The organism is Vandammella animalimorsus (genome assembly GCF_002285285.1).
GTDB lineage: Bacteria > Pseudomonadota > Gammaproteobacteria > Burkholderiales > Burkholderiaceae_C > Lampropedia > Lampropedia animalimorsus.
Map to the genome: position 1 here is coordinate 1 of NZ_NSJF01000004.1, position 23,138 is coordinate 23,138.

Here is a 23,138-nt window from a genome sequence, read left to right on the forward strand (position 1 = left end):
TGCGTGCTGCGTGCTGCGTGCTGCGTGCTGCGTGCTGCGTGCTGCGTGCTGCGTGCTGCGTGCTGCGTGCTGCGTGCTGCGTGCTGCGTGCTGCGTGCTGCGTGCTGCGTGCTGCGTGCTGCGTGCTCCATGTGTTCATAGGGCGTCGATTGTAGCCATATGCCAATTAGTGAAACTTATGCAACAAACATGCTTCTTGGCACAAGTGGCAATAAGCGACTCAGGGGGCTCGCCAAGCGCCACCAAAGCACATGGAGTACAGCCGGTCTGGCGGCACGGCCAATATCTCCACTCACCGTATAGGGCGTAGGGCGGCCTCAGGCCAATGGCGTCAGCTTGGCCACGCTCAGCAGCAGCAGCTTGGTGCCGTGGCGGGCGAAGTGGACTTTGGCCTTGCTGTCGGCGCCCTGGCCTTCGATGTGCAGCACCTGGCCCTGGCCGAACTTGGCGTGAAAGACTTGCTGGCCGGCGTGCAGGCCGTGGCTGCCGGCGTTGCTGGGGCTGCTGGCCGCCGCGCCGGGGCCTGGGCGATGGCGCGTGGCGGCAGGCGCCGTGGTTGACGCCGCCGTCGGCGGGGCATCCCAAGGCGCGGGCTGGCGGGGCTGATGCCAGCTGCCGCTGGGGCGCGCGCCCCAGCCCAGGCTGGCCTGGGGCGTGGCGCTGCGCGGCGGGGTGAGCCAGCGCACGGCGTGCTCGGGCAGCTCGTCGAGGAAGCGGCTGGGCGGGTTGTACTGTGTCTGGCCGTTGAGCATGCGCTCGCGCGCCAGGCTGAGGTACAGGCGCTTGCGCGCGCGGGTGATGGCCACGTACATCAGGCGGCGCTCTTCCTCCAGGCCATCCTGGTCGCTCAGGCTGTTGTAGTGCGGGAACAGGCCTTCTTCCATGCCGGCGATGAAGACGGCGTCGAACTCCAGCCCCTTGGAGGCGTGCACGGTCATCAGTTGCACGGCGTCCTGCCCGGCCTGGGCCTGGTTGTCGCCCGCTTCGAGTGCGGCGTGGCTGAGGAAGGCAGCCAGCGGCGTAAGCGCCTCGCCAGTGTCGGCGTCGTAGAAGGACAGCGCCTGGGCATCGAGCGCGGCTGGCTGCTGCACCTGCCAGGGCGGTGGGGCATCAAACTGCAGTGGCGCATCGCCCTGCAGGCCTTGGCTGGCCGGGCTTTGGCGCAGCGGCTGGCCTTGCGCGTCCTGCGGGCGGGCGCTGCCGGCATGGCCTTCCTGCACGATGAAGCTCTCGGCGGCGTTGAGCAATTCTTCGAGGTTTTCGACGCGGTCCACGCCGTCCTTCTCGGCCTGGTAGTGGGCGATCAGGCCGCTGCGCTCGAGCATCAGCGCGATCAGCTCGCGCAGCGTCAGGCTGGCGCTGTCCTGGCGCAGTTGCTCCAGCAGCTGCGCAAAGCCGCGCAGTTTGTCGCCGCTTTTGCCCGGCAGCAGCGCCACGGCGGCGTGCAGCGCCAGGCCCTGCGGGCGTGCGGCGTCCTGCAGGGCTTCGAGCGTGCGCGCGCCGATGCCGCGCGCGGGGAAGTTGACCACGCGCAAAAAGCTGGTGTCGTCATTGGGATTCTCCAGCAGGCGCAGGTAGGCCAGCGCGTGCTTGATCTCGGCGCGCTCGAAAAAGCGCAGCCCGCCATAGATGCGGTAGGGCACGTTGGCCGCCAGCAGCGCCGATTCAAGCACGCGGCTTTGCGCGTTGCTGCGATACAGCAGCGCGATCTCGTGCCGGGCGAAGCCGTCGATCTGCATCAGCTGGCGCACTTCATCGACGATCCATTGCGCCTCGGCGCCATCGCTGGGCGCTTCGTGGATGCGCAGCGGCTCGCCCGCGCCCTGATCCGTGCGCAGGTTCTTGCCCAGGCGCTGGCGGTTGTGCGCAATCAGCGCATTGGCCGCGTCGAGGATGTGGCTGTAGGAGCGGTAGTTCTGCTCCAGCTTGATGGGCGCGGCCACGCCGAACTCGCGCACGAAGTCGCCCATGTTGCCCACGCGCGCGCCGCGAAAGGCGTAAATGCTCTGGTCGTCATCGCCCACGGCCACCACGCTGCCAGCCTGCCCCTGGGCGGCGGCGCTGCTACCGGGCAGGCTGGCGCCAGCAATCAGGCGCAGCCACTGGTATTGCAGGCGGTTGGTGTCCTGGAACTCGTCGATCAGCACATGGCGAAAGCGCTGCTGGTAGTGCTGGCGCACGGCGGCGTTGTCACGCAGCAGCTCATAGCTGCGCAGCATCAGCTCGCCAAAGTCCACCACGCCCTCGCGCTGGCACTGCTGCTCGTACAGCGCGTACAGCTCCACGCGCTGGCGCGACTCGGCATCGCGCGCGGGCACGTCGCCGGCGCGCAGGCCCTCTTCCTTGCAGTGGTTGATGAAGGACTGCAGCTTCTTGGGCGGCTGCAGCTCGGTGTCCACGCCCTGCGCCTTGAGCAGGCGCTTGATGGCCGAGAGCTGGTCTTGCACGTCCAGGATCTGGAACTGGCGCGGCAGCCCCACGGTTTGCGCATGGGCGCGCAGCATGCGGTTGCACAGGCCGTGGAAGGTGCCAATCCACATACCGCGCACCGACACCGGCACCATGGCCGACAGGCGCGCGACCATCTCGCGCGCGGCCTTGTTGGTGAAAGTCACGGCCAGGATGCCGGCGGGCGAGACCTGGCCGGTCTGCAGCAGCCAGGCGATGCGCGTGGTCAGCACGCGCGTCTTGCCCGAGCCTGCGCCGGCCAGGATCAGGGCGTTGCCGCCGGCAAAGGTCACGGCCGCGCGCTGTTCGGGGTTCAGGCCGGCCAGCAGCGGCGCGTCGGGCGCGGGGCGGGGCATCAAGGAATCCATCTGGGGCAAGCTCATGGCCGGCGATTGTATGGCCCGGCCCTGGGCTGCCCTGCCCCCCCGCTCTCCTTGTGGCTGCAACGCATTTTCGTGCGCCATGCCAGTCGTGCGCCTGGGCCGGGTTGGCATCGACAGGAAAGCGAATGCAATCTGTTCTTATTGGCTTTGTCATCCCCGTAGAATGCGCCGGCCACAGGCGCCATTGCCCTGCACTTCGGGAACGTTTTTCATGCTTGCACCATTTCTCATCATGCTGCGCGAGGGGCTGGAGGCGGCCCTGATCGTGGGCATCATCGCCAGCTACCTGCGCCAGACGGGGCGCGCGCAATGGCTGCCCGCCATCTGGGTGGGCGTGCTGCTGGCCGTGGCCCTGTCGCTGCTGGCCGGCGCTGCCGTGCTGCTGGCCGGGCGCGAGTTCCCGCAGAAGACGCAAGAGCTGTTCGAGGCCATCGTCGGTCTGGTGGCCGTGGGCGTGCTCTCCTACATGGTGCTGTGGATGCGGCGCGCGGCGCGCTCGCTCAAGGCCGAGCTGCACGCGGGCATCGACGCCGCGCTGGATGCCAGCCGGGGCCAGAGCGGCGCCTGGGCGCTGATCGGCATGGCGTTTTTCGCCGTCGCACGCGAGGGGCTGGAATCGGTGTTCTTCCTGCTGGCCATCTTCCAGCAAAGCCCCGGCCCGGCCGCGCCGCTGGGCGCGCTGGCGGGCATTGCCGTGGCCGTGGCGCTGGGCCTGGGCATTTACTGGGGCGGCGTGCGGCTGAACCTGCACAAGTTCTTCCGCTACACCGGCATCTTCATTCTGTTCGTGGCCGCAGGCCTGCTGGCGGGCGTGCTGCGCAACCTGCACGAAGCGGGCGTGTGGAATTGGCTGCAAGCGCCGGTGTGGGATTTAAGCCGCACCCTGCCCAATGCCAGCGTGGCGGGCACCGTGCTCTCGGGCCTGCTGGGCTACCACGAATCGCCCACCTGGGGCGAGGCGCTGGCTTGGCTGCTCTACCTCGTGCCCGCGCTGGCGCTGTTCCTGCAGCCGGTGAAAGAGGCCCAGCCCCGCTCTGCCTGAATCGACCACCCTGAGCCGACCCGCCTGAAGCGACCGCCCCCACCAGCCCACTTTTTTTCAAACCGCCCATGCAGCCCAACGCCGCCCCTCAAACCCCGGCCAGCGCCCCTGGCCCCGGCAAATTCATCCACGTCGCGCTGGCGCTCTCGGCCTTGCTGGTGGTGGCCGCCATCGCCGTGTTTTATTACGCCACGCGCACGGCCAAGGGGCCTGAGCGCGGCCACACGCACAAGGTCATCGTCAACGACGCCACCTGCGAGCCGGCCGACTTCACCCTGCCTGCGGGCGTGACCACGTTCGAAATCCACAACGCCTCGCGCCGCCCGCTGGAGTGGGAGATCCTCGACGGCGTGATGGTCGTGGCCGAGCGCGAGAACATCGCGCCGGGCTTTCACTCGCTGCTGACCGTCAAGCTGCGCCCTGGCAGCTTCGCCATCACCTGTGGCCTGCTGTCCAACCCGCGCGGCAGCCTCACCGTCACGCCCACCGCCTCGTCCGAGGCCGAGCGCCTGCGCCCGCCCATCGAAGCCTTCATCGGCCCGCTCTCGGAAAGCCGCGTACACCTCATCATGCAATCGGGCGCGCTGCACAAGCAGGCCCTGGCCTTGGCCGACGCCGTTGCGGCGGGCGATGTGAACGCCGCGCGCGCGCACTGGCTGCAAGCGCGTGCGGCCTACAAGCGCATTGAGGGCGTGGCCGGGCGCTTTGCCGATCTGGAAGCGCGCATCGACCCGCAAGCCAGCTACCTGGCCCAGCGCGAGGACGACCCCGCCTTCACCGGCTTTCACCGCCTGGAAAAAGCCCTGTTCCAGCAAGGCAGCGCCGCTGGCCTGAGCAACGCAGCCCAACAGCTGGCCGCCGATGCCGATGCCCTCAAAACCCGCCTGCGCGAGCTGCAACAAAAGCCCGAGGATTTGAGCGACAGCGCCCTCTGGCTCATCCACCGCCTGCAAGAAGGCGCGTTGGCACAAGGCGAAAACCCCTACGCCCAGACTGACCTGGCCGATGTGCACGCCAACCTGGAGGGCATGGAAAAAATCGTCCTGCTCACCGGCCCACTGCTGCAAGGCGCGCGGCCCGAGCTGGCCGCCCAGGTGCAGCAGCGTTTTGCCGCCGTGCGCGCCGCGCTGCGGGCCCATCAAGTGCAGGCGCAAGGCCAAGCAGATGCCGAAGAAGACTGGCCGCCCTACGCCCAGATCACGCCCGAGCAGCGCGCCCAGCTCAGCGCCCTGCTGGGCGAGCTGGCCGATGCCATCGCCCAGATCAACCCCGCGCTGGGGCTGGAGTAATCCGGCCATCGCCAACGGGCACGCCAGCCAGCCAGCGCACCCATTTTTCATCCCCACGGATCCATGCCATGACACGCGATACATCCCAGGCAAACCCCGACAACCCCACCCCCGGCAACGACCGCGCCACCCTGCCGCGCCGCCAAGCGCTCAAGGGCCTGGGCCTGGCCGGGCTGGTCGGACTGGGTTCGGCCGCCCTGGGCGGCTGCGCCCACCAGGCCGCCGCCAGCGCAGGCGCTGCGGCCGACCAAAAAGGCTCGGGCAAAGTCACCGATGCGCCCGTCAGCCACCGCGCCTCCCCGCAAGACCGCGTGGCCTTCTTCGGCCCGCACCAGGCGGGCATCACCACAGCGCGCCCGGCCAACGGCATGATCGCCAGCTTTGCGGCCCTGGCCGAAACGCCCGATGAGCTTGAGCGCCTGCTGCGACGCCTGACCGAGCGCGCCCTGTTCCTCACCCAGGGCGGCACGCCTCCAGAGCTGGACCCGCTGCTGCCGCCGGCCGATTCGGGCATCCTCGGCCCCGACATCGCGCCCGATGCGCTGACCATCACCGTCTCGCTGGGCAGCTCGCTGTTTGACGATCGCCCCTGGCTGGCGCCGCACAAGCCCGTGCAGTTGCAGCGCATGACGCGCTTTCCCAACGACGCGCTGGACGCCTCGCTCTGCCACGGCGACATCAGCCTGCAAATCTGCGCCAACACGCAAGACACCACCATCCACGCCCTGCGCGACATCATCAAACACTTGAGCGATCAGCTCGTGCCGCGCTGGAAGCAAGAAGGCAACGTCCCCGTCATCGCCCCCGGCCCCGACGGCAGCGTCGAGAGCGCGCGCAACTTCCTGGGCTTTCGCGACGGCTCGGCCAACCCCAATGCCGACGACGACGCGCTGATGCGCCGCATCGTGTGGGTGGACAGCCAGCGCCAGCAAGAGCCGGCCTGGGCGCACGGCGGCACCTACCAGGCCGTGCGCATCATCCGCAACTTCGTCGAGCGCTGGGACCGCACCCCGCTCAACGAGCAAGAGCAAATCTTCGGCCGCACCAAGATGAGCGGCGCGCCGCTGGACCAGCGCCACGCCACCGAATTCCAGGTGCCTGACTACAGCAAAGACCCCGAGGGCGAGATCACCGCGCTGGACTCGCACATTCGCCTGGCCAACCCGCGCACGCCCGAATCGGACAAACACCTCATCCTGCGCCGCCCCTTCAACTACTCCAACGGCATCGCCAAAAACGGCCAGCTCGACCAGGGCCTGCTGTTCATCTGCTACCAGGCCGATCTGGAGCAAGGCTTCATCGCCGTGCAGCGCAAGCTCGACGGCGAGCCGCTGGAGGAATACATCAAGCCCGTTGGCGGCGGCTACTTCTTCACCCTGCCCGGCGTGCAAGGCAACAGCGACTACCTGGGCAGCGCCCTCATCGCCGCCGTGCGTCAGGGCTCGCAAAAAGCCAGCTAAGGCCAGTTAAGGCCAAACCGTTTTTCCCCACCCCAACGGCTGCACGCCAGCCAGGAGACTTGACCATGACCCTCAAACACCTCATCGCCACCGCCGCACTGGCCGCCCTGGCGGGCAACGTCTTCGCGCAGGCCAAGGCCGCCGCGCTCGACCTCGTGGCCCCCATTGCCGAATACAAGCTCTACGTCAGCGAGAACGTTGACCAGCTCGTCAAGGACACCAGCGCCTTCGTCGAAGCCGTCAAGGCCGGCGACATCGAAAAGGCCAAAGCCCTCTACGCCCCCACGCGCGTGAGCTATGAAAAAGTCGAACCCATCGCCGAGCTGTTCAGCGACCTGGACGTGGCCATCGACTCGCGCGCCGACGACTACGAAGGCGCCGAGAAAGACCCCGCCTTCCCCGGTTTCCACCGCATCGAATACAGCCTGTGGGAGAAAAAAACCGCCGACGACGTCAAGCCCGTGGCCGACAAGCTGCTGGCCGACGTCAAGGAGCTGCAATCGCGCATCGCCAAGCTGACCTTCCCGCCCGAGATCGTCGTCGGCGGCGCGGCCGTGCTGATGGAAGAAGTGGCCGCCACCAAAATCTCCGGCGAGGAAAACCGCTACAGCAAGAAAGACCTGTGGGACTTCAAGGCCAACGTCGATGGCTCCTACAAAATCGTCGAACTCGTGCGCCCGCTCATCGCCGAGAAGGAAAAAACCTTCCTGGCCGAAGTGGACAAGAACTTCAACACCGTTTTCGACATCCTGAAGAAATACGAGGCCAAGGACGGCAAGGGCTATGTCGATTACGACCAGCTCAGCGACAAAGACCGCACCGTCATGGCCGCCGCCATCAACAAGCTGGCCGAAGACCTCTCCACCCTGCGCGGCAAGCTTGGCCTGAACTGATCCCCGCCGCCTCAGGCCGCGACTGGAGCGCCACGCCCACGGCACAACGGCCCCGATCGGGGCCGTTGAAATTCTGGCCTTGACTTGGGGATGGGCTTTCAAGGCTGCCCTGCTGCAGCGCCATCGAGCTTCAGGCGCAGCACGGCCTTGGGCAGGGCGATGTAGAGGTGCTGGGCATCGGGGCTCAGCGCCCGGCCTGCCGCCCTTTTGGCGCACAATCGGCGTTTTTTCAGCCTTGCCGCTGCCAGTGACTGCCGCAGGTTCGCAGCCCGCTGGCAATGCGCCCGCTTTGCCGCCCTCCCCCATGTCCAGCCCTGATTTCCGATCGCCATTGCGCGCCCGCAGTGCCGTTGCGGCGCTGTGCCTGATGTGTCTGCTTGCCCTGTCGCTGGCCGCCTGTTCGCGCCCCGAGGCGCCACCCCCGCCGGTGCGCGCCGTCAAGCTGTTGACGGTGGGCGAGACCGCGCAGCAGCCGCCCATTCAGTACGCTGGCGTGGTGGCCGCGCGCAGCGAGGCCGCGCTGGGCTTTCGCGTGGCCGGCAAGCTGCTGGCGCGGCCGGTGGTGCAGGGCCAGGCGGTGCGCAAGGGCCAGCTGCTGGCGCAGCTGGATGCGACCGATTACGAGCTTTCGGCCGCGGCGGCGCAGGCCCAATTGCGCGCGGCCACTACGGAGCGCGATCTGCAAGCGGCCGATTTGCAGCGCTACCGCGAGCTGCGCGCGCAGAACTTCATCAGCGCCGCCGAGCTGGACCGGCGCAGCGCCGCGCTGAAGGCGGCGCAGTCGCGCGTCGAGCAGGCCCGCGCCCAGCTCAGCGCGCAGGGCAACCAGGCCGAGTACACGCGGCTGGTGGCCGATGCCGATGCCGTGGTCACCGCCACGCTGGCCGAACCCGGCCAGGTCGTGGCCGCCGGCACGCCGGTGGTGCGCCTGGCCCTGGATGGCGCGCGCGAGGTGCGCTTTGCCGTGCCCGAGCAGCGCCTGGCGCAGGTCAAGGTGGGGCAGGAGGTGACGGTGCGCGCCTGGGCCGATCAGCAAACGCCGCAAGCGGCGCGGGTGCGCGAGATCGCCGCCAGTGCCGATCCGGCCACGCGCACCTTTGCCGTGAAGCTGGAGATCCTCGGCGCGGCGCAGCCGCCGCTGGGCGCGACCGTCACCGTCGATTGGCCGCGCGCGGCGCAGGCGCAGCCCAGCATCCGCCTGCCCGGCACGGCCATCTGGAGCGATGAGGCCGGGCGCAGCAGCGTCTGGGTCTATGAGCCGGGCAGCAGCACCGTGCAGCGCCGCCACGTCGAGCTGGGCGAGGCCGACGGCAATCAATGGATCGTGCGCAGCGGCCTGCAAGCTGGCGAGCAGCTGGTGGCCACGGGCGCACACGTGCTGCAAGAGGGCGAGAAGGTGCGCATCTTCGAGGGGCCGGGCAGCGGCGAGCCCAGCGCAGCGGAGCCAACGCGATGAGCGCCGCCCACAATCCGCCCGTCTCGCGCCACAACATCTCCAAATGGGCGCTGGAGCACCCGGCGCTGACGCGCTACCTGCTGGTGGTGCTGATGGTGTTGGGCTTTTTCGCCTACTTCCAGCTCGGTCAGGACGAGGACCCGCCCTTTACCTTCCGCGCCATGGTGATCCAGACGCACTGGCCCGGCGCCACCGCCGAGCAGGTGGCCGAGCAGGTCACCAGCCGCATCGAGCGCACGCTGCAGGAGGTACCCTTTGCCGACAAGATCGACAGCTACTCCAAGCCCGGCCAGTCGCAAATCGTCTTCCAGCTCGATGACAGCAGCCCGCCGGCGCAGGTGCAGCAGCTGTGGTACACGGTGCGCAAAAAAGTCGGCGACATGGCCTGGCAGCTGCCCCAGGGCGTGCGCGGCCCGTTCTTCATCGACGACTTCGGCGATGTCTATGGCGTGATCTACGCCCTCTCAGGCCCTGGCTACAGCCCGGCCGAGCTCAAGGCCCAGGCCGAGCGCGTGCGCCAACAGCTGCTGCGCGTGCCGGACGTGGCCAAGGTCGAGCTGTTTGGCGTGCAGCAAGAGCGCCTGTACATCGAAGCGCCCCAGCAGCGCCTCTCACAGCTGGGGCTGAACATGAACCAGGTGCTGGCGCAGCTGGGCCAGCAAAACGCCGTGGCCGCCGCCGGCAGCGTGCACGGCGACGGCGAGCAGGTGCGCGTGCGCGTGCAAGGCCAGTTCGGCGCGCTGGAGGATTTGCGCGCCATGCCCATCCAGGCCGCATCGGGCCAGCAGCTGCGCCTGGGCGACATTGCCCAGGTCTGGCGCGGCTATGAAGACCCGCCTTCCGTCAAGGTGCGCTTTGAGGGCCAGCCGGTGATTGCGCTGGGCATCTCCATGGCCAAGGGCGGCGACATCGTGGCGCTGGGCCAGGCCTTGCACGCCCAGGCTGAGGCCATTGGCCAGGCGCTGCCCGCGGGCATGACGCTGCGCAACGTGCAGGACCAGCCAGAGGCCGTCACCAGCGCCGTGGGCGAGTTCGTCAAGGTGCTGATCGAGGCCGTGGCCATCGTGCTGGCGGTGAGTTTTCTCTCACTGGGCCTGCACAAGCGCGCTGGCGCCGCGCCGCTGTGGCGGCGCTACACGCTGGACATGCGCCCCGGCCTGGTGGTGGCCATCACCATCCCTCTGGTGCTGTCGCTGACCTTTCTGGTCATGCTCTACTGGGGCATCGGCCTGCACAAAATCTCGCTGGGCTCGCTGATCATCGCGCTGGGCCTGCTGGTGGACGACGCCATCATCGCCGTGGAGATGATGGTGCGCAAAATGGAAGAGGGCTACGACAAGTTCCGCTCCGCGCTGTTCGCCTACGACATCACCGCCAAGCCCATGCTCACGGGCACGCTGATCACCGCCGCGGGCTTTCTGCCCATCGGCATTGCCCGCTCCACCACTGGCGAGTACACCTTCGCCATCTTCGGCGTCACCGTAGTGGCGCTGCTGCTGTCGTGGATCGTCTCGGTCTATTTCGTGCCCTACCTGGGCGTGCTGCTGCTCAAGCCGCCCGCGCCCGGCGCGCATGGCGAGGTCTACGACACGCCGTTCTACCAGCGCTTTCGCCGCCTGCTCGACTGGTGCCTGGTGCACCGCTGGCTGACCACCTTTGCCACTTTCGCGCTGTTCGCGCTGGGCCTGGTCGGCATGGCCAAGGTGCAGCAGCAGTTCTTCCCGGACTCCAACCGCCCGGAGATCATGGTCGATCTCTGGCTGCCAGAAGGCGCGTCCTTCCAGGCCATCGAGGACGTGGCGCTGCGCGCCGAGCAAACCCTGGCCGTGCAGCCGGGCGTGCGCAACGTCGCCACCTGGATCGGCTCGGGCACGCCGCGCTTTTACCTGCCGCTCGATCAGATCTTCCCACAGAGCAACGTGGCGCAATTCATCGTGCAGCCGCACTCGCTGCAAGAGCGCGACGCGCTGCTGCGCAGCCTGCCGCAGACCCTGGCCGAGCAGCTGCCCGAAGTGCGCGCGCGCATCAAGCTGCTGCCCATGGGCCCGCCCGTGCCCTATCCGGTGCAATTCAAGGTCATCGGCCCCGAGCCGGCCGCACTGCGCGCGCGCGCCGATGAGGTCAAGGCCATCATGAGCGCCCATGCGCACATGCGCGGCGTCAACGACAACTGGAATGAGCGCATCAAGACCTGGCGCCTCGATATCGACCAGGACAAGGCCCTGGCCCTGGGTGTGAACAGCCAGTCCATCGCGCGCGGCACGCAGATGATTCTCGAGGGCGAGACCATCGGCCAGTACCGCGAGGACGACCAGCTCATCCCCATCGTGCTGCGCCCGCCGCTGGCCGAGCGCGACAGCCTCACGGCGCTGGGCAATGCCTACATCAACACCAGCTTCGGCGGCGCCATCCCACTGTCGCAGATCGCCACTGCGCGCATGGACTGGGAATGGGGCGTGCTCTGGCGCAGCAACCGGCAGTACGCCATCACCGTGCAGGGCGATGTCACCGCAGGCCAGCAAGGCGCCACCGTCACCAACGCGCTGCTGCCCGCGCTGCGCGCGCTGGAGCGGCAATGGCACGCCGAGGGCCAGCAGGAATACCGCATCGAAGTGGCCGGCGCCATCGCCGAAAGCGCCAAGGGCTCGGCCTCCATCGCCGCCGGCGTGCCGCTGATGCTGTTCATCATCTTCACGCTGCTGGTCATCCAGCTGCGCAGCTTCTCGCGCGCGCTGCTGGTGTTCCTCACCGGCCCGCTGGGCATCGCCGGCATCGCCGCCGCGCTGCTGGCCACGGGGCGGCCCTTTGGCTTCGTCGCGCTGCTGGGCGTGATCGCGCTGATGGGCATGATCCAGCGCAACGCCGTGATCCTGATCGACCAGATCGAGCTCGAACGCGCCGCCGGCGTGCCCGCCTGGGATGCCATCCTCAACGCCGCCACGCACCGCCTGCGCCCCATCGCCCTGACCGCCGCCGCCGCCGTGCTGGCCATGATCCCGCTCTCGCGCAGCGTGTTCTGGGGCCCCATGGCCACCGCCATCATGGGCGGCCTGATCGTGGCCACCGTGCTGACCCTGCTGGCCCTGCCCGCGCTGTACGCCCTGCTGTTTCGCGTGCGGCGCGAAACGCCCGCCGCACCCGGCAGCGCCGCATAACATGGGCAAAGGGCCATCACGGATAATGCCGGCCCGCAAAACACCGCCCCCACACCACCCAAGGCCCCACCTATGCAAGCGCACGAACTGGAACTGCTCGCCCCGGCGCGCGATGCCGATATTGGCATCGAGGCCATCAACCACGGCGCGGATGCTGTCTATATCGGCGGGCCGGCCTTTGGTGCGCGGGCCACGGCGGGCAATGCCATTGCCGATATTGAGCGCCTGGTGCGGCGCGCGCACCGCTATCGCGCGCGCATTTTCATCACGCTCAACACCATCTTGCGCGACGATGAGCTGGAGGCGGCGCGCCGCATGGCCTGGCAGGTGTACGAGGCGGGCGCCGATGCGCTGATCGTGCAGGACATGGGCCTGCTGGAGCTGGATTTGCCGCCCATCCAACTGCACGCCAGCACGCAGACCGACATCCGCACGCCCGAGAAGGCGCGCTTTTTGCAGGACGTGGGTTTTTCGCAAATCGTGCCCGCGCGCGAGCTGACGCTGGCGCAGATCGCCGCCATCCGCGATGCCATCGACCCGGCGCGCACCACCATCGAGTTCTTCATCCACGGCGCGCTGTGCGTGGCCTACAGCGGCCAGTGCTACATCAGCCACGCCCACACGGGCCGCAGCGCCAACCGGGGCGATTGCTCACAGGCCTGCCGCCTGCCCTACCAGGTGCAAGACAGCCAGGGCCGCTTCATCGCCTACGACAAGCACGTGCTGTCGATGAAGGACAACAACCAATCGGCCAACCTGGGCGCGCTCATCGAGGCGGGCGTGCGCAGCTTCAAGATCGAGGGCCGCTACAAGGACATGGGCTATGTGAAAAACATCACCGCCCACTACCGCCGCCTGCTCGATGAGCAGATCGAGGCCAGCCAATCGGGCGCCCAGCCGCTGGCGCGCGCCTCCAGCGGGCGCACCACGTTTTTCTTCACGCCCGATCCGCAGCAGAACTTCAACCGCGCCTTCACCGATTACTTCGTCAACGGCCGCCAGCAGGACATTGGCGCGTTCGATTCGCCCAAAAACCCCGGCACGCCCATTAGCTGGGTGCTGGCCATCAATAAGGCTGCCCTCAATAAGGCAGTCAACAAGGCCGCGCCCACCGCCACCGCAGGCCGCCCGGCTGCCAAAGCGGGCCGCCAGCGCCCGGCAGCGGCGGCTGCGGTTTCTGCCACGGCTGCTGCCAACGCCAGCGCCGCCGACAACTGGCTGGACGTGCAATTGAGCGACAGCGCCGCGCAGCTCTCCAACGGCGATGGCCTGTGCTATTACGACCTGCGCGGCGAGCTGGTGGGCATGGCCATCAACCGCGCCGAGCCAGCGCCCAGCGGCCGCCCCGGGCAGTGGCGCATCTGGCCCAAAGACCCGATCGCCAGCCTGAAAGACCTGCGCAAGGACTTGACGATCAACCGCAACCGCGACATGCACTGGCAGCGCATGTTGGAGCGCCCCTCCAGCATGCGCCGCATCGGCCTGTGGGCCACGCTCAGCGAGCCGCAGCCGGGCCAGTTGCTGCTGCAATTGAGCGATGAGGACGGCTTTGCCGCCAGCGCCCAGGCGGCGCACCCGCAGCAAATGCCGCGCCAGCCGCAGACCCTGGCCGAGAGCGAGCGCGCCGCCGCCCAGCAGTTGCAGCGCTTTGGCAACACGATGTTCGAGCCGCTGACCGTGCAGGCGCGGCTGCAACAGAGCTGGTTTTTGCCCGCCTCGCTGCTCAACCACCTGCGCCGCGACGCCCTGGCCGCGCTGGAAGCAGCGCGCGCCAGCGGCTACGTGCGCCCGCCGCGCGCCCAGCCTGTAGAGCCGCCCGCGCCCTTCCCCGAGGACACGCTGACGTATCTGGCCAACGTGCTCAACCACCAGGCGCACGCCTTCTACCTCAAGCACGGGGTGCAGGTGATCGACGCGGCCTACGAGGCCGACCAGGAGCTGGGCGAAGTCAGCCTGATGATCACCAAGCATTGCGTGCGCTATTCCATGAGCCTGTGCCCCAAGCAAGCCAAGGGGGTGATCGGCGTCAAGGGCACCATCAAGGCCGAGCCGCTGCATCTGATCAACGGCAAGGAAAGGCTCACCCTGCGCTTTGACTGCAAGCCCTGCGAAATGCACGTGGTGGGCAAGATCAAGCCCGGCGTGCTGGCTCAGCAACGCCAGGCCCAGCAGCAGGCGTTGGCCGAAGGCGTGCCCATGCGGTTCTATCGCCAACGCCCGACCAGCACGCGGCATGTATAATCGCCGGTTTTCCTGGGTAAGGCGGCTTTGCTGCGCCTGGGGAAATCACAAGTGGCTGCAGGCAGATCGGCAGCGATCGCCAAGGGCCAGCCCGCGCGGGCTGCAGCGGCAAACGCCATTGCAGCGGCGCAGGCGGCACGCCTGAACAGCCACAATGTCAAACAAGTCAGGAAACTGTTATGCCTAAGATGAAGAGCAAAAGCAGCGCGAAAAAGCGTTTTCGCGTTCGCCCAGGTGGCACCGTCAAGCGCGGCCAGGCGTTCAAGCGCCACATCCTCACCAAGAAGAGCACCAAGAACAAGCGCCAACTGCGCGGCGTGACCAACGTGCATGAAACCAACCTCGGCCACATGGCGCAAATGCTGCCATTTGCCGGTCTGTAATCAGAAGGAGTCACGCACATGCCTCGCGTCAAACGTGGTGTTACGGCACATGCCCGTCACAAGAAAATCCTGAAGCTGGCCAAAGGTTTCCGCGGTCGCCGCGGCAACGTCTTCCGCGTTGCCAAGCAAGCGGTGATGAAGGCTGGCCAATACGCCTACCGCGATCGCCGCAACAAAAAGCGCGTGTTCCGCCAGTTGTGGATCGCCCGTATCAATGCCGCTTCGCGCGAACTGGGTCTGACCTACAGCCAGTTCACCAACGGCCTGAAGAAGGCCCAGATCGAAATCGATCGCAAGATGCTGGCCGATCTGGCCGTGCATGACAAAGCCGCATTCGGCAGCCTGGTCGAGCAGGCCAAGGCCAAACTGGCGGCGTAATCGCTTCACCATACAAGGCAAGTTGCCTTTTCCGCCGTCGGGCCGGGCTTTGCGAATCTGCATGCAGGTTCTCTGAGCGCCGGCCCTTTTTTCTTTTGCAGCGCGCGGCGCAGCTGCAGCGTGTGATTGCATTCCTGGCAAGCAGCGCCATCAGGCTACCCGGGAATGCCAAGCCAGCCCCGCTGCTATTCGCTGCCACTGCGCTGCCCCGAAGATCACTGCATGAATCAAACCGATGCATGGCGTGTCAGGCCAAGGCGCAAAGTACAGCGATACCGGGCGGTATCGCGTGCAGTTGCAACGCAGCCATGGCGCGGCAGACTCGATTTGATGTGTAGGTTTTTGCGGGACGACACACTAGCCCCTGATTTGAGAGCACGGATATGAGCACCGATTTGGCGGCCCTGGTCGAGCAGGCCCAAGCCCAATTTGCACAATGCGCCACCCCTGCGGCGTTGGAAGACGCCAAGGCCCGGTTCCTGGGCAAAAGCGGCCAGATCACCGCGCTGATGAAAGGCCTGGCCCAGCTCAGCGTGGAGGAGAAAAAGACCCAGGGCGCGGCCATCAACCAGGCCAAGCAGGCCATCGAAGCGGCACTGAGCGCGCGCCGCCAGGCCCTGGCCGATGCCGAGTTGCAGCGCCAGTTGCAGGCCGAGCGCCTGGATGTGAGCCTGCCCGGGCGCCGCCGCGAAACAGGCGGCCTGCACCCCGTGACCCTGGCCTGGGAGCGCATCGAGCAAATCTTCGGCTCCATGGGCTTTGACGTGGCCGATGGCCCGGAAATCGAAAACGACTGGTTCAACTTCACCGCGCTGGGCAACCCGCCCAACCACCCCGCGCGCTCCATGCAGGACACCTTCTACGTGGACATGCAGGGCGAGGACGGCCAGCCCTACTGCCTGCGCACCCATACCAGCCCGATGCAAATCCGCTACGCCACGGCCCATGCGCGCAAGCACGCCGAAGCCCTGGCGCGCGGCGAGGTGCAGGAGGTGCGCGTCATCGCCCCCGGGCGCACCTACCGCGTGGACAACGACGCCACGCACTCGCCCATGTTCCACCAGGTCGAGGGCCTGTGGCTGGGCGAGAACGTCAGCTTCAAGGACTTGAAGGCCACCTACCTGAACTTCTGCCGCGCCTTCTTCGAGGCCGACGACCTGGTGCTGCGCTTTCGCCCCAGCTACTTCCCCTTCACCGAGCCCAGCGCCGAGATCGACATCCAGTTCCAAAGCGGCCCGCTGGCGGGCAAGTGGCTGGAAGTCTCCGGCTCCGGTCAGGTGCACCCGCAGGTGGTGCGCAACATGGGGCTGGATCCGGAGCGCTTCATCGGCTTTGCCTTCGGCTCGGGCATCGACCGCCTGGCCATGCTGCGCTATGGCGTGAGCGACTTGCGGCTGTTCTTTGACGGCGATGTGCGCTTTTTGCAGCAGTTCCGCTGACCCCATCTGCCGGATCAACCGCATGAAACGCCCTGCCCTGTTCACTGCCACCCTGGCTTTGGCAATGGCGCTTGCAGGTGCAACAGCCAGCGCCGCCGCGCCCGGCTACGACACCGTGCGCCTGAGCGACATCGATTTCAGCTACAACGCGCCCGCCGAAGGCAAAGCCTGCTGCGGCGCGCTCACCGCTTTGGGCAAGGCCACTAACACCAGCGATCTGGCGCTGGAAGACCCTGTCTTCGAAGTGCAGTTTTTCGACGCCCAAGGCAAGCTCATCGATGCCTTCAACGATGTCACCTACGGCCTGAAACTGCCGCCCGGGCAAGACATGATGGTGAGCCTGAGCGGCCGCGCCCGTTACGAAGCCGGGCGTTACGCCAGCGCCCAAATCCGCCTGATTTCGGGTGCATTCACCGAAGCCGGCAGCGGCCCGCAAGCCCCGGCGTTTGCGCAAACCGTCTGGATGCGGCTGCTGCTCAACTGGGGTCCCATGCTGCTGCTCATTGGCGTGTGGCTGTGGCTGGTGCGCCGCTCCGGTGGCTCAACCTATTCCAGGGATCTGCTGGCCTCGGTGCAAGAACAAAACCAGCTGCTGGCGCGCCAAGCCGCCGCCCTCGAACGCCTTGCCGACCATGCGTCCGCGCGCGATGCGCGCAGCGCCCAACCCTAAAGCACACACCATGCAATTCCCAGAATCCTGGCTGCGCGCCTTCTGCAACCCGCCTTTGAACACCGAGCAACTGGCCGAGACCCTGACCATGGGCGGCTTCGAGGTGGAAGAAATCCGCCCGGCCGCGCCGCCGTTTGGCGGCATCGTCATCGGCGAAATCAAGGAGGCCGTGCAACACCCCGATGCCGACCGCCTGCGCGTCTGCCAGGTGGATGTGGGCGCGGCCGGCGATGGCGCGCTGCTGAACATCGTCTGCGGCGCGCCCAATGCGCGCGTGGGCATCAAAGTGCCCTGCGCCATGGTCGGTGCCGAGCTGCCGCCGGGCGAGGATGGCAAGCCCTTCAAGATCAAGGTCGGCAAGCTGCGTGGCGTGCAAAGCTTTGGCATGCTGTGCTCGGCGCGCGAGCTGGGCATTTCCGACGAGCACGGCGGCCTGCTGGAGCTGCCCGCCGACGCCCCCGTGGGCCAGAACGTGCGCGAGTATCTGCGCCTGGACGATGCGCTGCTGACCATCAAGCTCACGCCCAATCTGGCGCACGGCCTGAGCGTGTACGGCATTGCGCGCGAGCTGGCCGCGCTGACCGGCGCGCCGCTGCACACGCCAGCCATCCCCGCCGTGCCCGCCACCATGAGCGAAACCCTGCCCGTGCAGGTGCAGGCTGCCGATCTGTGCGGGCGCTTCTCCGGCCGCATCGTCAAGGGCGTCAACCCCCAGGCCACCACCCCGGCGTGGATGGTCGAGCAACTCGCGCGCTGCGGCCAGCGCAGCGTCTCACCGCTGGTGGACATCTCCAACTACGTCATGTTCGAGTACGGCCAGCCCAGCCACATCTTCGATCTGGACAAGATCGAGGGCGGCCTGCAAGTGCGCTGGGCCCGCGCGGGCGAAAGCCTGGAGCTGCTCAATGGCAACACCGTCGCGCTGGATGAGCAGGTGGGCGTCATCGCCGATGCCCGCCAGGTCGAATCGCTGGCGGGCATCATGGGCGGCAACGCCACCGCCGTGAGCGATGCCACGCGCAACATCTACATCGAAGCGGCCTTCTGGCACCCCGAGGCCATCCAGGGCCGCTCGCGACGTTTCAACTTCGCCACCGATGCCGGCCACCGCTTCGAGCGCGGCGTGGACCCCAGCCGCACGGTGGAGATCATCGAGCGCATCACCGCCCTGGTACTGGAGATCTGCGGCACGCCGCACACCCAGGTTGGCCCCATCGACGACCAGCGCCTGCGCCTGCCCGAGGCGCGCCCCATCGAGCTGCGCGTGGCGCGCGCCGCCAAGGTCATCGGCATGCCCATCAGCGCCCAGCAGTGCGAGGAGGTCTTTGCCCGCCTGGGCCTGCCCTGCGAGCGCGTGGCCCATGCCGAAGGGGAAGTGCTGCGCGTCACCCCCCCGCCCTACCGCTTTGACCTGGCCATCGAGGCCGATCTGATCGAAGAAGTCGCCCGCATCATTGGCTTCAACCAATTGCCCGATACCGCGCCGCTGGCCCCCATCGTCGCGCAAGCCCCCAGCGAAACCCAGCGCGGTAAATTCGCCGTGCGCCGCCTGTTGGCGGGGCTGGGCTATCAGGAAACCATCAACTTCAGCTTCGTGCAAGAGAGCTGGGAGCGCGATCTGGCTGGCAACGCCAACCCCATCCGCCTGCTCAACCCCATCGCCGCACCCATGAGCGTGATGCGCTCCAGCCTGCTGGGCTCGCTGCTGAACGTGCTCAAGTTCAACCTGGATCGCAAAGCCAGCCGCGTGCGCCTGTTCGAGGTCGGCCGCGTCTTTGCGCGCGATGCCAGCGTAGTCACCAGCGAGGCCAGCGTACAAGGCGTGCACCAGCCCCTGCGCGTGGCCGGCATCGCCTATGGCGACGCCGCTGGCCGCCAATGGGGCCAGACCGAGCGCCGCGTGGATTTCTACGACCTCAAGGGCGACGTGCAAGCCCTGCTGGCGCCCGCGCAGGCCGAATTCATCCCCTACGAACACCCTGCGCTGCACCCCGGCCGCAGCGCCCAGGTGCTGCTGGACGGCCAGCCCATTGGCGTGCTGGGCGAGCTGCACCCCCAATGGCGTCAACAATGGGAGCTGCCGCACGCGCCCATGCTGTTCGAGCTGGATTGGCAGGCCGTGCTGGCGCGCCAGTTGCCCCAAGCCCAGGCCATATCCAAGCATCAGCCCATTGAGCGTGACATCGCCATCGTCGTGGCCGAGGCCACCCCCTATGCCCAGGTGCACCAAGCCATTGTGCAGGCCAAGCTGCCCATTGCCCTGACACAAGCGCTGTTGTTCGACATCTACCGCCCCGCCGCCAACCAGGCCGCTGGCGAGCAGGGCGGCATTGGCCCTGGCGAGAAAAGCCTGGCCATGCGCCTGAGCTTCGACAGCGCCGGCGCAGCGCTGACCGATGCCGATATCGATGCCGCCGTCGCAGCTGTGGTACAAGCGCTGGAGCGCGCCGTAGCGGCGCGCCTGCGCCGCTGAAAGAGCCCATGCCATGACTGAGTTCCCCCTCGACATCGCCAGCCTGGAGCCCAATTCGCTGACCAAGGCCCAGCTGGCCGACCTGCTTTACGAGCGCATTGGCCTGTCCAAGCGCGAATCCAAGGACATCGTCGATGCCTTCTTCGAGCTCATCGCCAAGCAACTGATTGCCGGTGAGAGCGTGCGCATCTCCGGCTTTGGCAATTTCCAGGTTCGCACCAAAGCCGCACGCCCTGGGCGCAACCCCCGCACCGGCGAAGCCATCCCCATCGAGGCCCGCAGCGTGGTCACCTTCCACGCCAGCAACAAGCTCAAAGAAAAAGTCCAGCCCGGCAGCTCAGGCTGAGTCAGAGACAGCCAAGCCATCTTTCTCCCAAACGGAGGCCCCGCCATCCTGCCCCGTCAGTGACTGGCGCGTTATGATGGCGTGCGCTACTGTGCGTGCGCCATTGAGCGCGGTGCGTGCCATGGCCCTTGTTTGCCTGCTATGAACACCCCCTTGCCACCCATCCCTGTCAAGCGCTACTTCACCATTGGCGAAGTGGCCGAACTGTGCGACGTCAAACCCCATGTCCTGCGCTATTGGGAACAGGAATTCACGCAGCTGCGCCCCATGAAGCGCCGCGGTAATCGGCGTTATTACCAGCACCACGAGGTGCTGATGATCCGTCGCATCCGGGAGCTGCTCTACGAACAAGGCTTCACCATCAGCGGCGCGCGCTCGCGCTTGCAGAACTGGAGCCCCAACAAAGCCCCCGCAGCCCAAGCACAGATGAGTGCAGCCGGCGCCTCAGCCAGCGAAGAAGTGAGCACGGCCGCCGACACGCCTTCTGGTGCCGCACAACAAGATGCCGTGCAGACGCAAGGCACCCTATTTACGGCGTCTGCCGCCAGCACCAGCACAGGCAGCCTGTCGTGGGACGAATTGCGCGACGAGCTGTCAAAAATTCGCGCCATTTTGTCCGGCCAGCCCAAAAACTAGGATAGAATCTCGCGTTTTCGGCGTGTAGCGCAGCCAGGTAGCGCACTTGCATGGGGTGCAAGGGGTCGCGAGTTCGAATCCCGCCACGCCGACCATTCAAACGCATTGCATCGTCAGCTGCTCAAGCCCTTTGGGGCATCGGTCACTGGCATGCCATGCACAAAGACCCTATCGTCTAGCGGTTAGGACATCGCCCTTTCACGGCGGTAACCGGGGTTCGAGTCCCCGTAGGGTCGCCAGATTGGCTTGCTGTAGCTCAGCCCATGGCATTTGCTGCAGCGCGCCTATTGGCACTACCAGGAGCGGTAGTTCAGTTGGTTAGAATACCGGCCTGTCACGCCGGGGGTCGCGGGTTCGAGCCCCGTCCGCTCCGCCACAACATGAAAACCCTTGCAGCCTGCCGGTTGCAAGGGTTTTTTTCTTGGCTCTTTTTGGCGCTTTTGGCGTTTCTTGACGCTTTTCCTGACTCAGCTGCGGTAGATGGGCTCGAAGGCCTGCTGCTCGATCGCCTGCAGCTCCAAGGATTGGCCGGCCCAGAGCGCCAGCAACGGCCCGGGTAGCTCCAGCGTTTGCTCCAAGTGGTCGCACAAACGGGCGCATTCGGGCTCGTCCAAGCCATCATGGGCCTGGATGAACAGCACATAGGCGCGGCGGCGGGGGAATTCGCGCAGCTGCTTGCGCACCAGCCAGGCCGTGCGGATCGGGGCCGTCTCGCGCAGCTGGGCCCGCAGCTGCTGCAGCTCAAAATCGCTCAAATCGTGGCGGGATATGCGCTCAAAGCAAGGGGCTTGATGCAGCTCCTGCCAAGCGCGCGTCTCGGCAGCCGCAGCCTCTTTCAGGCGCTGGCGCCAGAGTTTGAGCGGCGCCTCCTGCGCCGGCTCCTCTTGCAGGGCCTGCTGCAGCCATTGCACCGCATGATCGCTGGCCCACCACTGGTACTGCGCATCGACCGTCCACAGCCGCTCGCACAGGGCCAGGGTGCGCGCATCGCGGGCCGGCAGGCTGCCAATCAAAGCCTTCAAGGCCTGGGCATGGTTCGGATCAGCGGCCAATGCCTGCTCGAACAGCGGCGCCACTGCCGCCTTGGGGTTGAGCCGCCGCAGCAGCAGGCCCAATTCCGTCAGCTCATCGGCGTTGGCCTGCGCCTGCCGCGCCTGCAAGGCCTGTACGCGCTGGGCAAGGCGCGCCAAATGCTGGTGGTGGCTGCGCCAGCGCTGGTGGTTTTCACGGCGCCACTGCTGGTCAAGCAGCTCGATCCAACGCTTGGGTTCGCGCAGCAGGCCCATGGCCGGCTTGGCCGACCAGGCGGGCAGCGCCGCAGGCTTTTGCAGGGCCTCGATGCGCTCGCGCAGGCTGGGGTGGGTATCGTCGTGCTGGGGCCGCCGTCGCAATGCCTGGCGCAAGGCCGTTTGTGCAAACTCCGGCTCCGGCGGCGCGGCCAGCATGGTGCGCATGGCGCTGTAAGGCCCGATGGGCGCGGGCTGAGCGGCGGCCTGGCTCCAGTGGGCGGGCCAGAAATGCATTTCCAGCCAGGTCGCTTTCACATCGAGTTCCACCAGGGCGGCTGCGGCCGTGCCGCGGCCAGTCAGGCTGGCGGCAATGCGGTCGGCCTCGTATTCGTCCTGCCTGGCCATGGCAAAGGTCTTGGCGCAAAAGCGCGGGAAGTACCAATCGAGAAACTGGTCGGTGGCCACGCCGGCAAAACTGAAGTTGCGCTCCAGGCTGGCGTGCAGGCGCGCCCAGGACAGGCGGCTGCGATAAATCCATGCGGCAAAGCGCCCATGGTCGCCGCGCAAGTGGCCATATTCATGCGCCAGCACGGCGCACAGGCGCGGGGTGTCCAGCGCCATCAGCATGGGCAAGCCCACGGTCAACGTGTTGCGGGCCGCGCCGAACAGGCCAAACCGCGGCGTCTGCGTGATGCAGGCGTTGAAATCGCCATCGAGCAGCACCTGGTGGATGGGTGGGCCCTGCACTTTCTTGCGGATGCGCTCGAGCAGCTCGAACAGGCGCGGCGCGTCTTCCTGCGTCAGCTCCAGGCCCTGGGGCGGCGGCAGGCGCAGCCACAATGCGCGCAGCCCCGCCCACAGCAGCGAGGGCGCCGCCACCAGCAACCAGACATACCCCCCATGAAATCGGCCACTCCAGATCGCCGCCAACAGCACCCACAGCAAAACCAGGCCCACGCCGACAAAGCCCAGCACCCACAAATAGCCCAAAGCGGCAAACCAAAACACAGAACGCCGATAGGCCCGCTCATCGCTGGCGCTGTCCTGCTCCGACAGGCGCACCAAATGAATGAAGTCCGAATATTTCATGGGTATCACACCCCCGCGCGAGTAAATGCAGAAGCTGTCTTGCAACTGGCAGGTTTCATATCGTAACAACGCCCTGGCCATTCACTGCGCTGGGTGGATTGGCGGTCATGCCGCCAGCTTCCCCCCTT

At 67.0% G+C, this 23,138-nt stretch carries 15 protein-coding genes, 3 tRNA genes and 1 pseudogene; 17 read left to right on the plus strand and 2 right to left on the minus strand.

What is annotated here, in order from left to right; genetic code table 11:
• Nucleotides 1-317: 317 nt before the first annotated feature.
• A complete protein-coding gene (locus CK620_RS08345; RefSeq protein WP_238946073.1) occupies nt 318-2,831 on the minus strand; it encodes an ATP-dependent helicase in 2,514 nt (837 codons plus the stop codon).
• 211 nt (nt 2,832-3,042) lie between these two features.
• Between CK620_RS08345 and efeU the strand changes: the two genes are divergently transcribed.
• From efeU to CK620_RS08430, 17 genes and pseudogenes are all read left to right on the plus strand, one after another.
• Entirely contained in the window at nt 3,043-3,873 is an 831-nt protein-coding gene (efeU, locus tag CK620_RS08350) for an iron uptake transporter permease EfeU (RefSeq protein WP_095549936.1), read from the plus strand.
• A gap of 68 nt (nt 3,874-3,941) precedes the next feature.
• On the plus strand, nt 3,942-5,162 hold the full coding sequence (efeO, locus tag CK620_RS08355) for an iron uptake system protein EfeO (RefSeq protein WP_095549937.1): 1,221 nt from the start codon (nt 3,942-3,944) through the stop codon (nt 5,160-5,162).
• A 68-nt stretch (nt 5,163-5,230) separates the two neighbouring features.
• The gene (efeB, locus tag CK620_RS08360) at nt 5,231-6,622 is read left to right on the plus strand and encodes an iron uptake transporter deferrochelatase/peroxidase subunit (RefSeq protein WP_095549938.1); all 1,392 of its coding nucleotides are present in this window, start codon (nt 5,231-5,233) and stop codon (nt 6,620-6,622) included.
• 44 nt (nt 6,623-6,666) lie between these two features.
• Nucleotides 6,667-7,515 (plus strand): annotated as a pseudogene (efeO, locus tag CK620_RS08365) (iron uptake system protein EfeO); the annotation flags it as partial.
• A gap of 304 nt (nt 7,516-7,819) precedes the next feature.
• Complete coding sequence (locus CK620_RS08370) at nt 7,820-8,971, plus strand: efflux RND transporter periplasmic adaptor subunit (RefSeq protein WP_238946074.1); 1,152 nt, start codon at nt 7,820-7,822, stop codon at nt 8,969-8,971.
• On the plus strand, nt 8,968-12,126 hold the full coding sequence (locus CK620_RS08375) for an efflux RND transporter permease subunit (RefSeq protein ID WP_095549939.1): 3,159 nt from the start codon (nt 8,968-8,970) through the stop codon (nt 12,124-12,126). The genes CK620_RS08370 and CK620_RS08375 overlap by 4 nt, the downstream gene beginning before the upstream one ends.
• Nucleotides 12,127-12,198: 72 nt before the next feature.
• Nucleotides 12,199-14,367 (plus strand): peptidase U32 family protein, encoded by a 2,169-nt coding sequence (locus CK620_RS14325; RefSeq protein WP_238946075.1) that lies wholly within the window; start codon nt 12,199-12,201, stop codon nt 14,365-14,367.
• A gap of 179 nt (nt 14,368-14,546) precedes the next feature.
• A complete protein-coding gene (gene rpmI, locus CK620_RS08385) occupies nt 14,547-14,750 on the plus strand; it encodes a 50S ribosomal protein L35 (RefSeq protein WP_095549940.1) in 204 nt (67 codons plus the stop codon).
• Nucleotides 14,751-14,768: 18 nt separating this feature from the next.
• On the plus strand, nt 14,769-15,128 hold the full coding sequence (rplT, locus tag CK620_RS08390; protein ID WP_095539729.1) for a 50S ribosomal protein L20: 360 nt from the start codon (nt 14,769-14,771) through the stop codon (nt 15,126-15,128).
• Nucleotides 15,129-15,511: 383 nt separating this feature from the next.
• Nucleotides 15,512-16,567 (plus strand): phenylalanine--tRNA ligase subunit alpha, encoded by a 1,056-nt coding sequence (gene pheS, locus CK620_RS08395; RefSeq protein ID WP_095549941.1) that lies wholly within the window; start codon nt 15,512-15,514, stop codon nt 16,565-16,567.
• Between the two features lie 22 nt (nt 16,568-16,589).
• Nucleotides 16,590-17,237: a hypothetical protein gene (locus tag CK620_RS08400; RefSeq protein ID WP_143326017.1), complete on the plus strand. Its 648-nt coding sequence runs from the start codon at nt 16,590-16,592 to the stop codon at nt 17,235-17,237.
• 10 nt (nt 17,238-17,247) lie between these two features.
• Nucleotides 17,248-19,710, plus strand: a complete 2,463-nt coding sequence (pheT, locus tag CK620_RS08405; protein WP_095550109.1) for a phenylalanine--tRNA ligase subunit beta — start codon at nt 17,248-17,250, stop codon at nt 19,708-19,710.
• A 13-nt stretch (nt 19,711-19,723) separates the two neighbouring features.
• Nucleotides 19,724-20,056: an integration host factor subunit alpha gene (locus CK620_RS08410; RefSeq protein ID WP_095542985.1), complete on the plus strand. Its 333-nt coding sequence runs from the start codon at nt 19,724-19,726 to the stop codon at nt 20,054-20,056.
• Between the two features lie 141 nt (nt 20,057-20,197).
• On the plus strand, nt 20,198-20,692 hold the full coding sequence (locus tag CK620_RS08415) for a MerR family transcriptional regulator (RefSeq protein ID WP_095549943.1): 495 nt from the start codon (nt 20,198-20,200) through the stop codon (nt 20,690-20,692).
• 18 nt (nt 20,693-20,710) lie between these two features.
• Nucleotides 20,711-20,787: transfer RNA gene (locus CK620_RS08420), tRNA-Pro, on the plus strand.
• Nucleotides 20,788-20,856: 69 nt separating this feature from the next.
• A tRNA-Glu gene (locus CK620_RS08425) sits at nt 20,857-20,931 on the plus strand.
• A 60-nt stretch (nt 20,932-20,991) separates the two neighbouring features.
• Nucleotides 20,992-21,068 (plus strand) — tRNA-Asp (locus CK620_RS08430).
• 91 nt (nt 21,069-21,159) lie between these two features.
• Here CK620_RS08430 and CK620_RS08435 read toward each other — a convergent pair.
• Entirely contained in the window at nt 21,160-23,010 is a 1,851-nt protein-coding gene (locus CK620_RS08435) for a M48 family metallopeptidase (RefSeq protein WP_095549944.1), read from the minus strand.
• Nucleotides 23,011-23,138 lie beyond the last annotated feature (128 nt).

What these genes read in the sequence shown, in the direction of transcription:
- CK620_RS08345 (WP_238946073.1), bottom strand. Translation starts at nt 2,831, where the DNA reads ATGAGCTTGCCCCAGATGGATTCCTTGATGCCCCGCCCCGCGCCCGAC.
- efeU (WP_095549936.1), top strand. Translation starts at nt 3,043, where the DNA reads ATGCTTGCACCATTTCTCATCATGCTGCGCGAGGGGCTGGAGGCGGCC.
- efeO (WP_095549937.1), top strand. Translation starts at nt 3,942, where the DNA reads ATGCAGCCCAACGCCGCCCCTCAAACCCCGGCCAGCGCCCCTGGCCCC.
- efeB (WP_095549938.1), top strand. Translation starts at nt 5,231, where the DNA reads ATGACACGCGATACATCCCAGGCAAACCCCGACAACCCCACCCCCGGC.
- CK620_RS08370 (WP_238946074.1), top strand. Translation starts at nt 7,820, where the DNA reads ATGTCCAGCCCTGATTTCCGATCGCCATTGCGCGCCCGCAGTGCCGTT.
- CK620_RS08375 (WP_095549939.1), top strand. Translation starts at nt 8,968, where the DNA reads ATGAGCGCCGCCCACAATCCGCCCGTCTCGCGCCACAACATCTCCAAA.
- CK620_RS14325 (WP_238946075.1), top strand. Translation starts at nt 12,199, where the DNA reads ATGCAAGCGCACGAACTGGAACTGCTCGCCCCGGCGCGCGATGCCGAT.
- rpmI (WP_095549940.1), top strand. Translation starts at nt 14,547, where the DNA reads ATGCCTAAGATGAAGAGCAAAAGCAGCGCGAAAAAGCGTTTTCGCGTT.
- rplT (WP_095539729.1), top strand. Translation starts at nt 14,769, where the DNA reads ATGCCTCGCGTCAAACGTGGTGTTACGGCACATGCCCGTCACAAGAAA.
- pheS (WP_095549941.1), top strand. Translation starts at nt 15,512, where the DNA reads ATGAGCACCGATTTGGCGGCCCTGGTCGAGCAGGCCCAAGCCCAATTT.
- CK620_RS08400 (WP_143326017.1), top strand. Translation starts at nt 16,590, where the DNA reads ATGAAACGCCCTGCCCTGTTCACTGCCACCCTGGCTTTGGCAATGGCG.
- pheT (WP_095550109.1), top strand. Translation starts at nt 17,248, where the DNA reads ATGCAATTCCCAGAATCCTGGCTGCGCGCCTTCTGCAACCCGCCTTTG.
- CK620_RS08410 (WP_095542985.1), top strand. Translation starts at nt 19,724, where the DNA reads ATGACTGAGTTCCCCCTCGACATCGCCAGCCTGGAGCCCAATTCGCTG.
- CK620_RS08415 (WP_095549943.1), top strand. Translation starts at nt 20,198, where the DNA reads ATGAACACCCCCTTGCCACCCATCCCTGTCAAGCGCTACTTCACCATT.
- CK620_RS08435 (WP_095549944.1), bottom strand. Translation starts at nt 23,010, where the DNA reads ATGAAATATTCGGACTTCATTCATTTGGTGCGCCTGTCGGAGCAGGAC.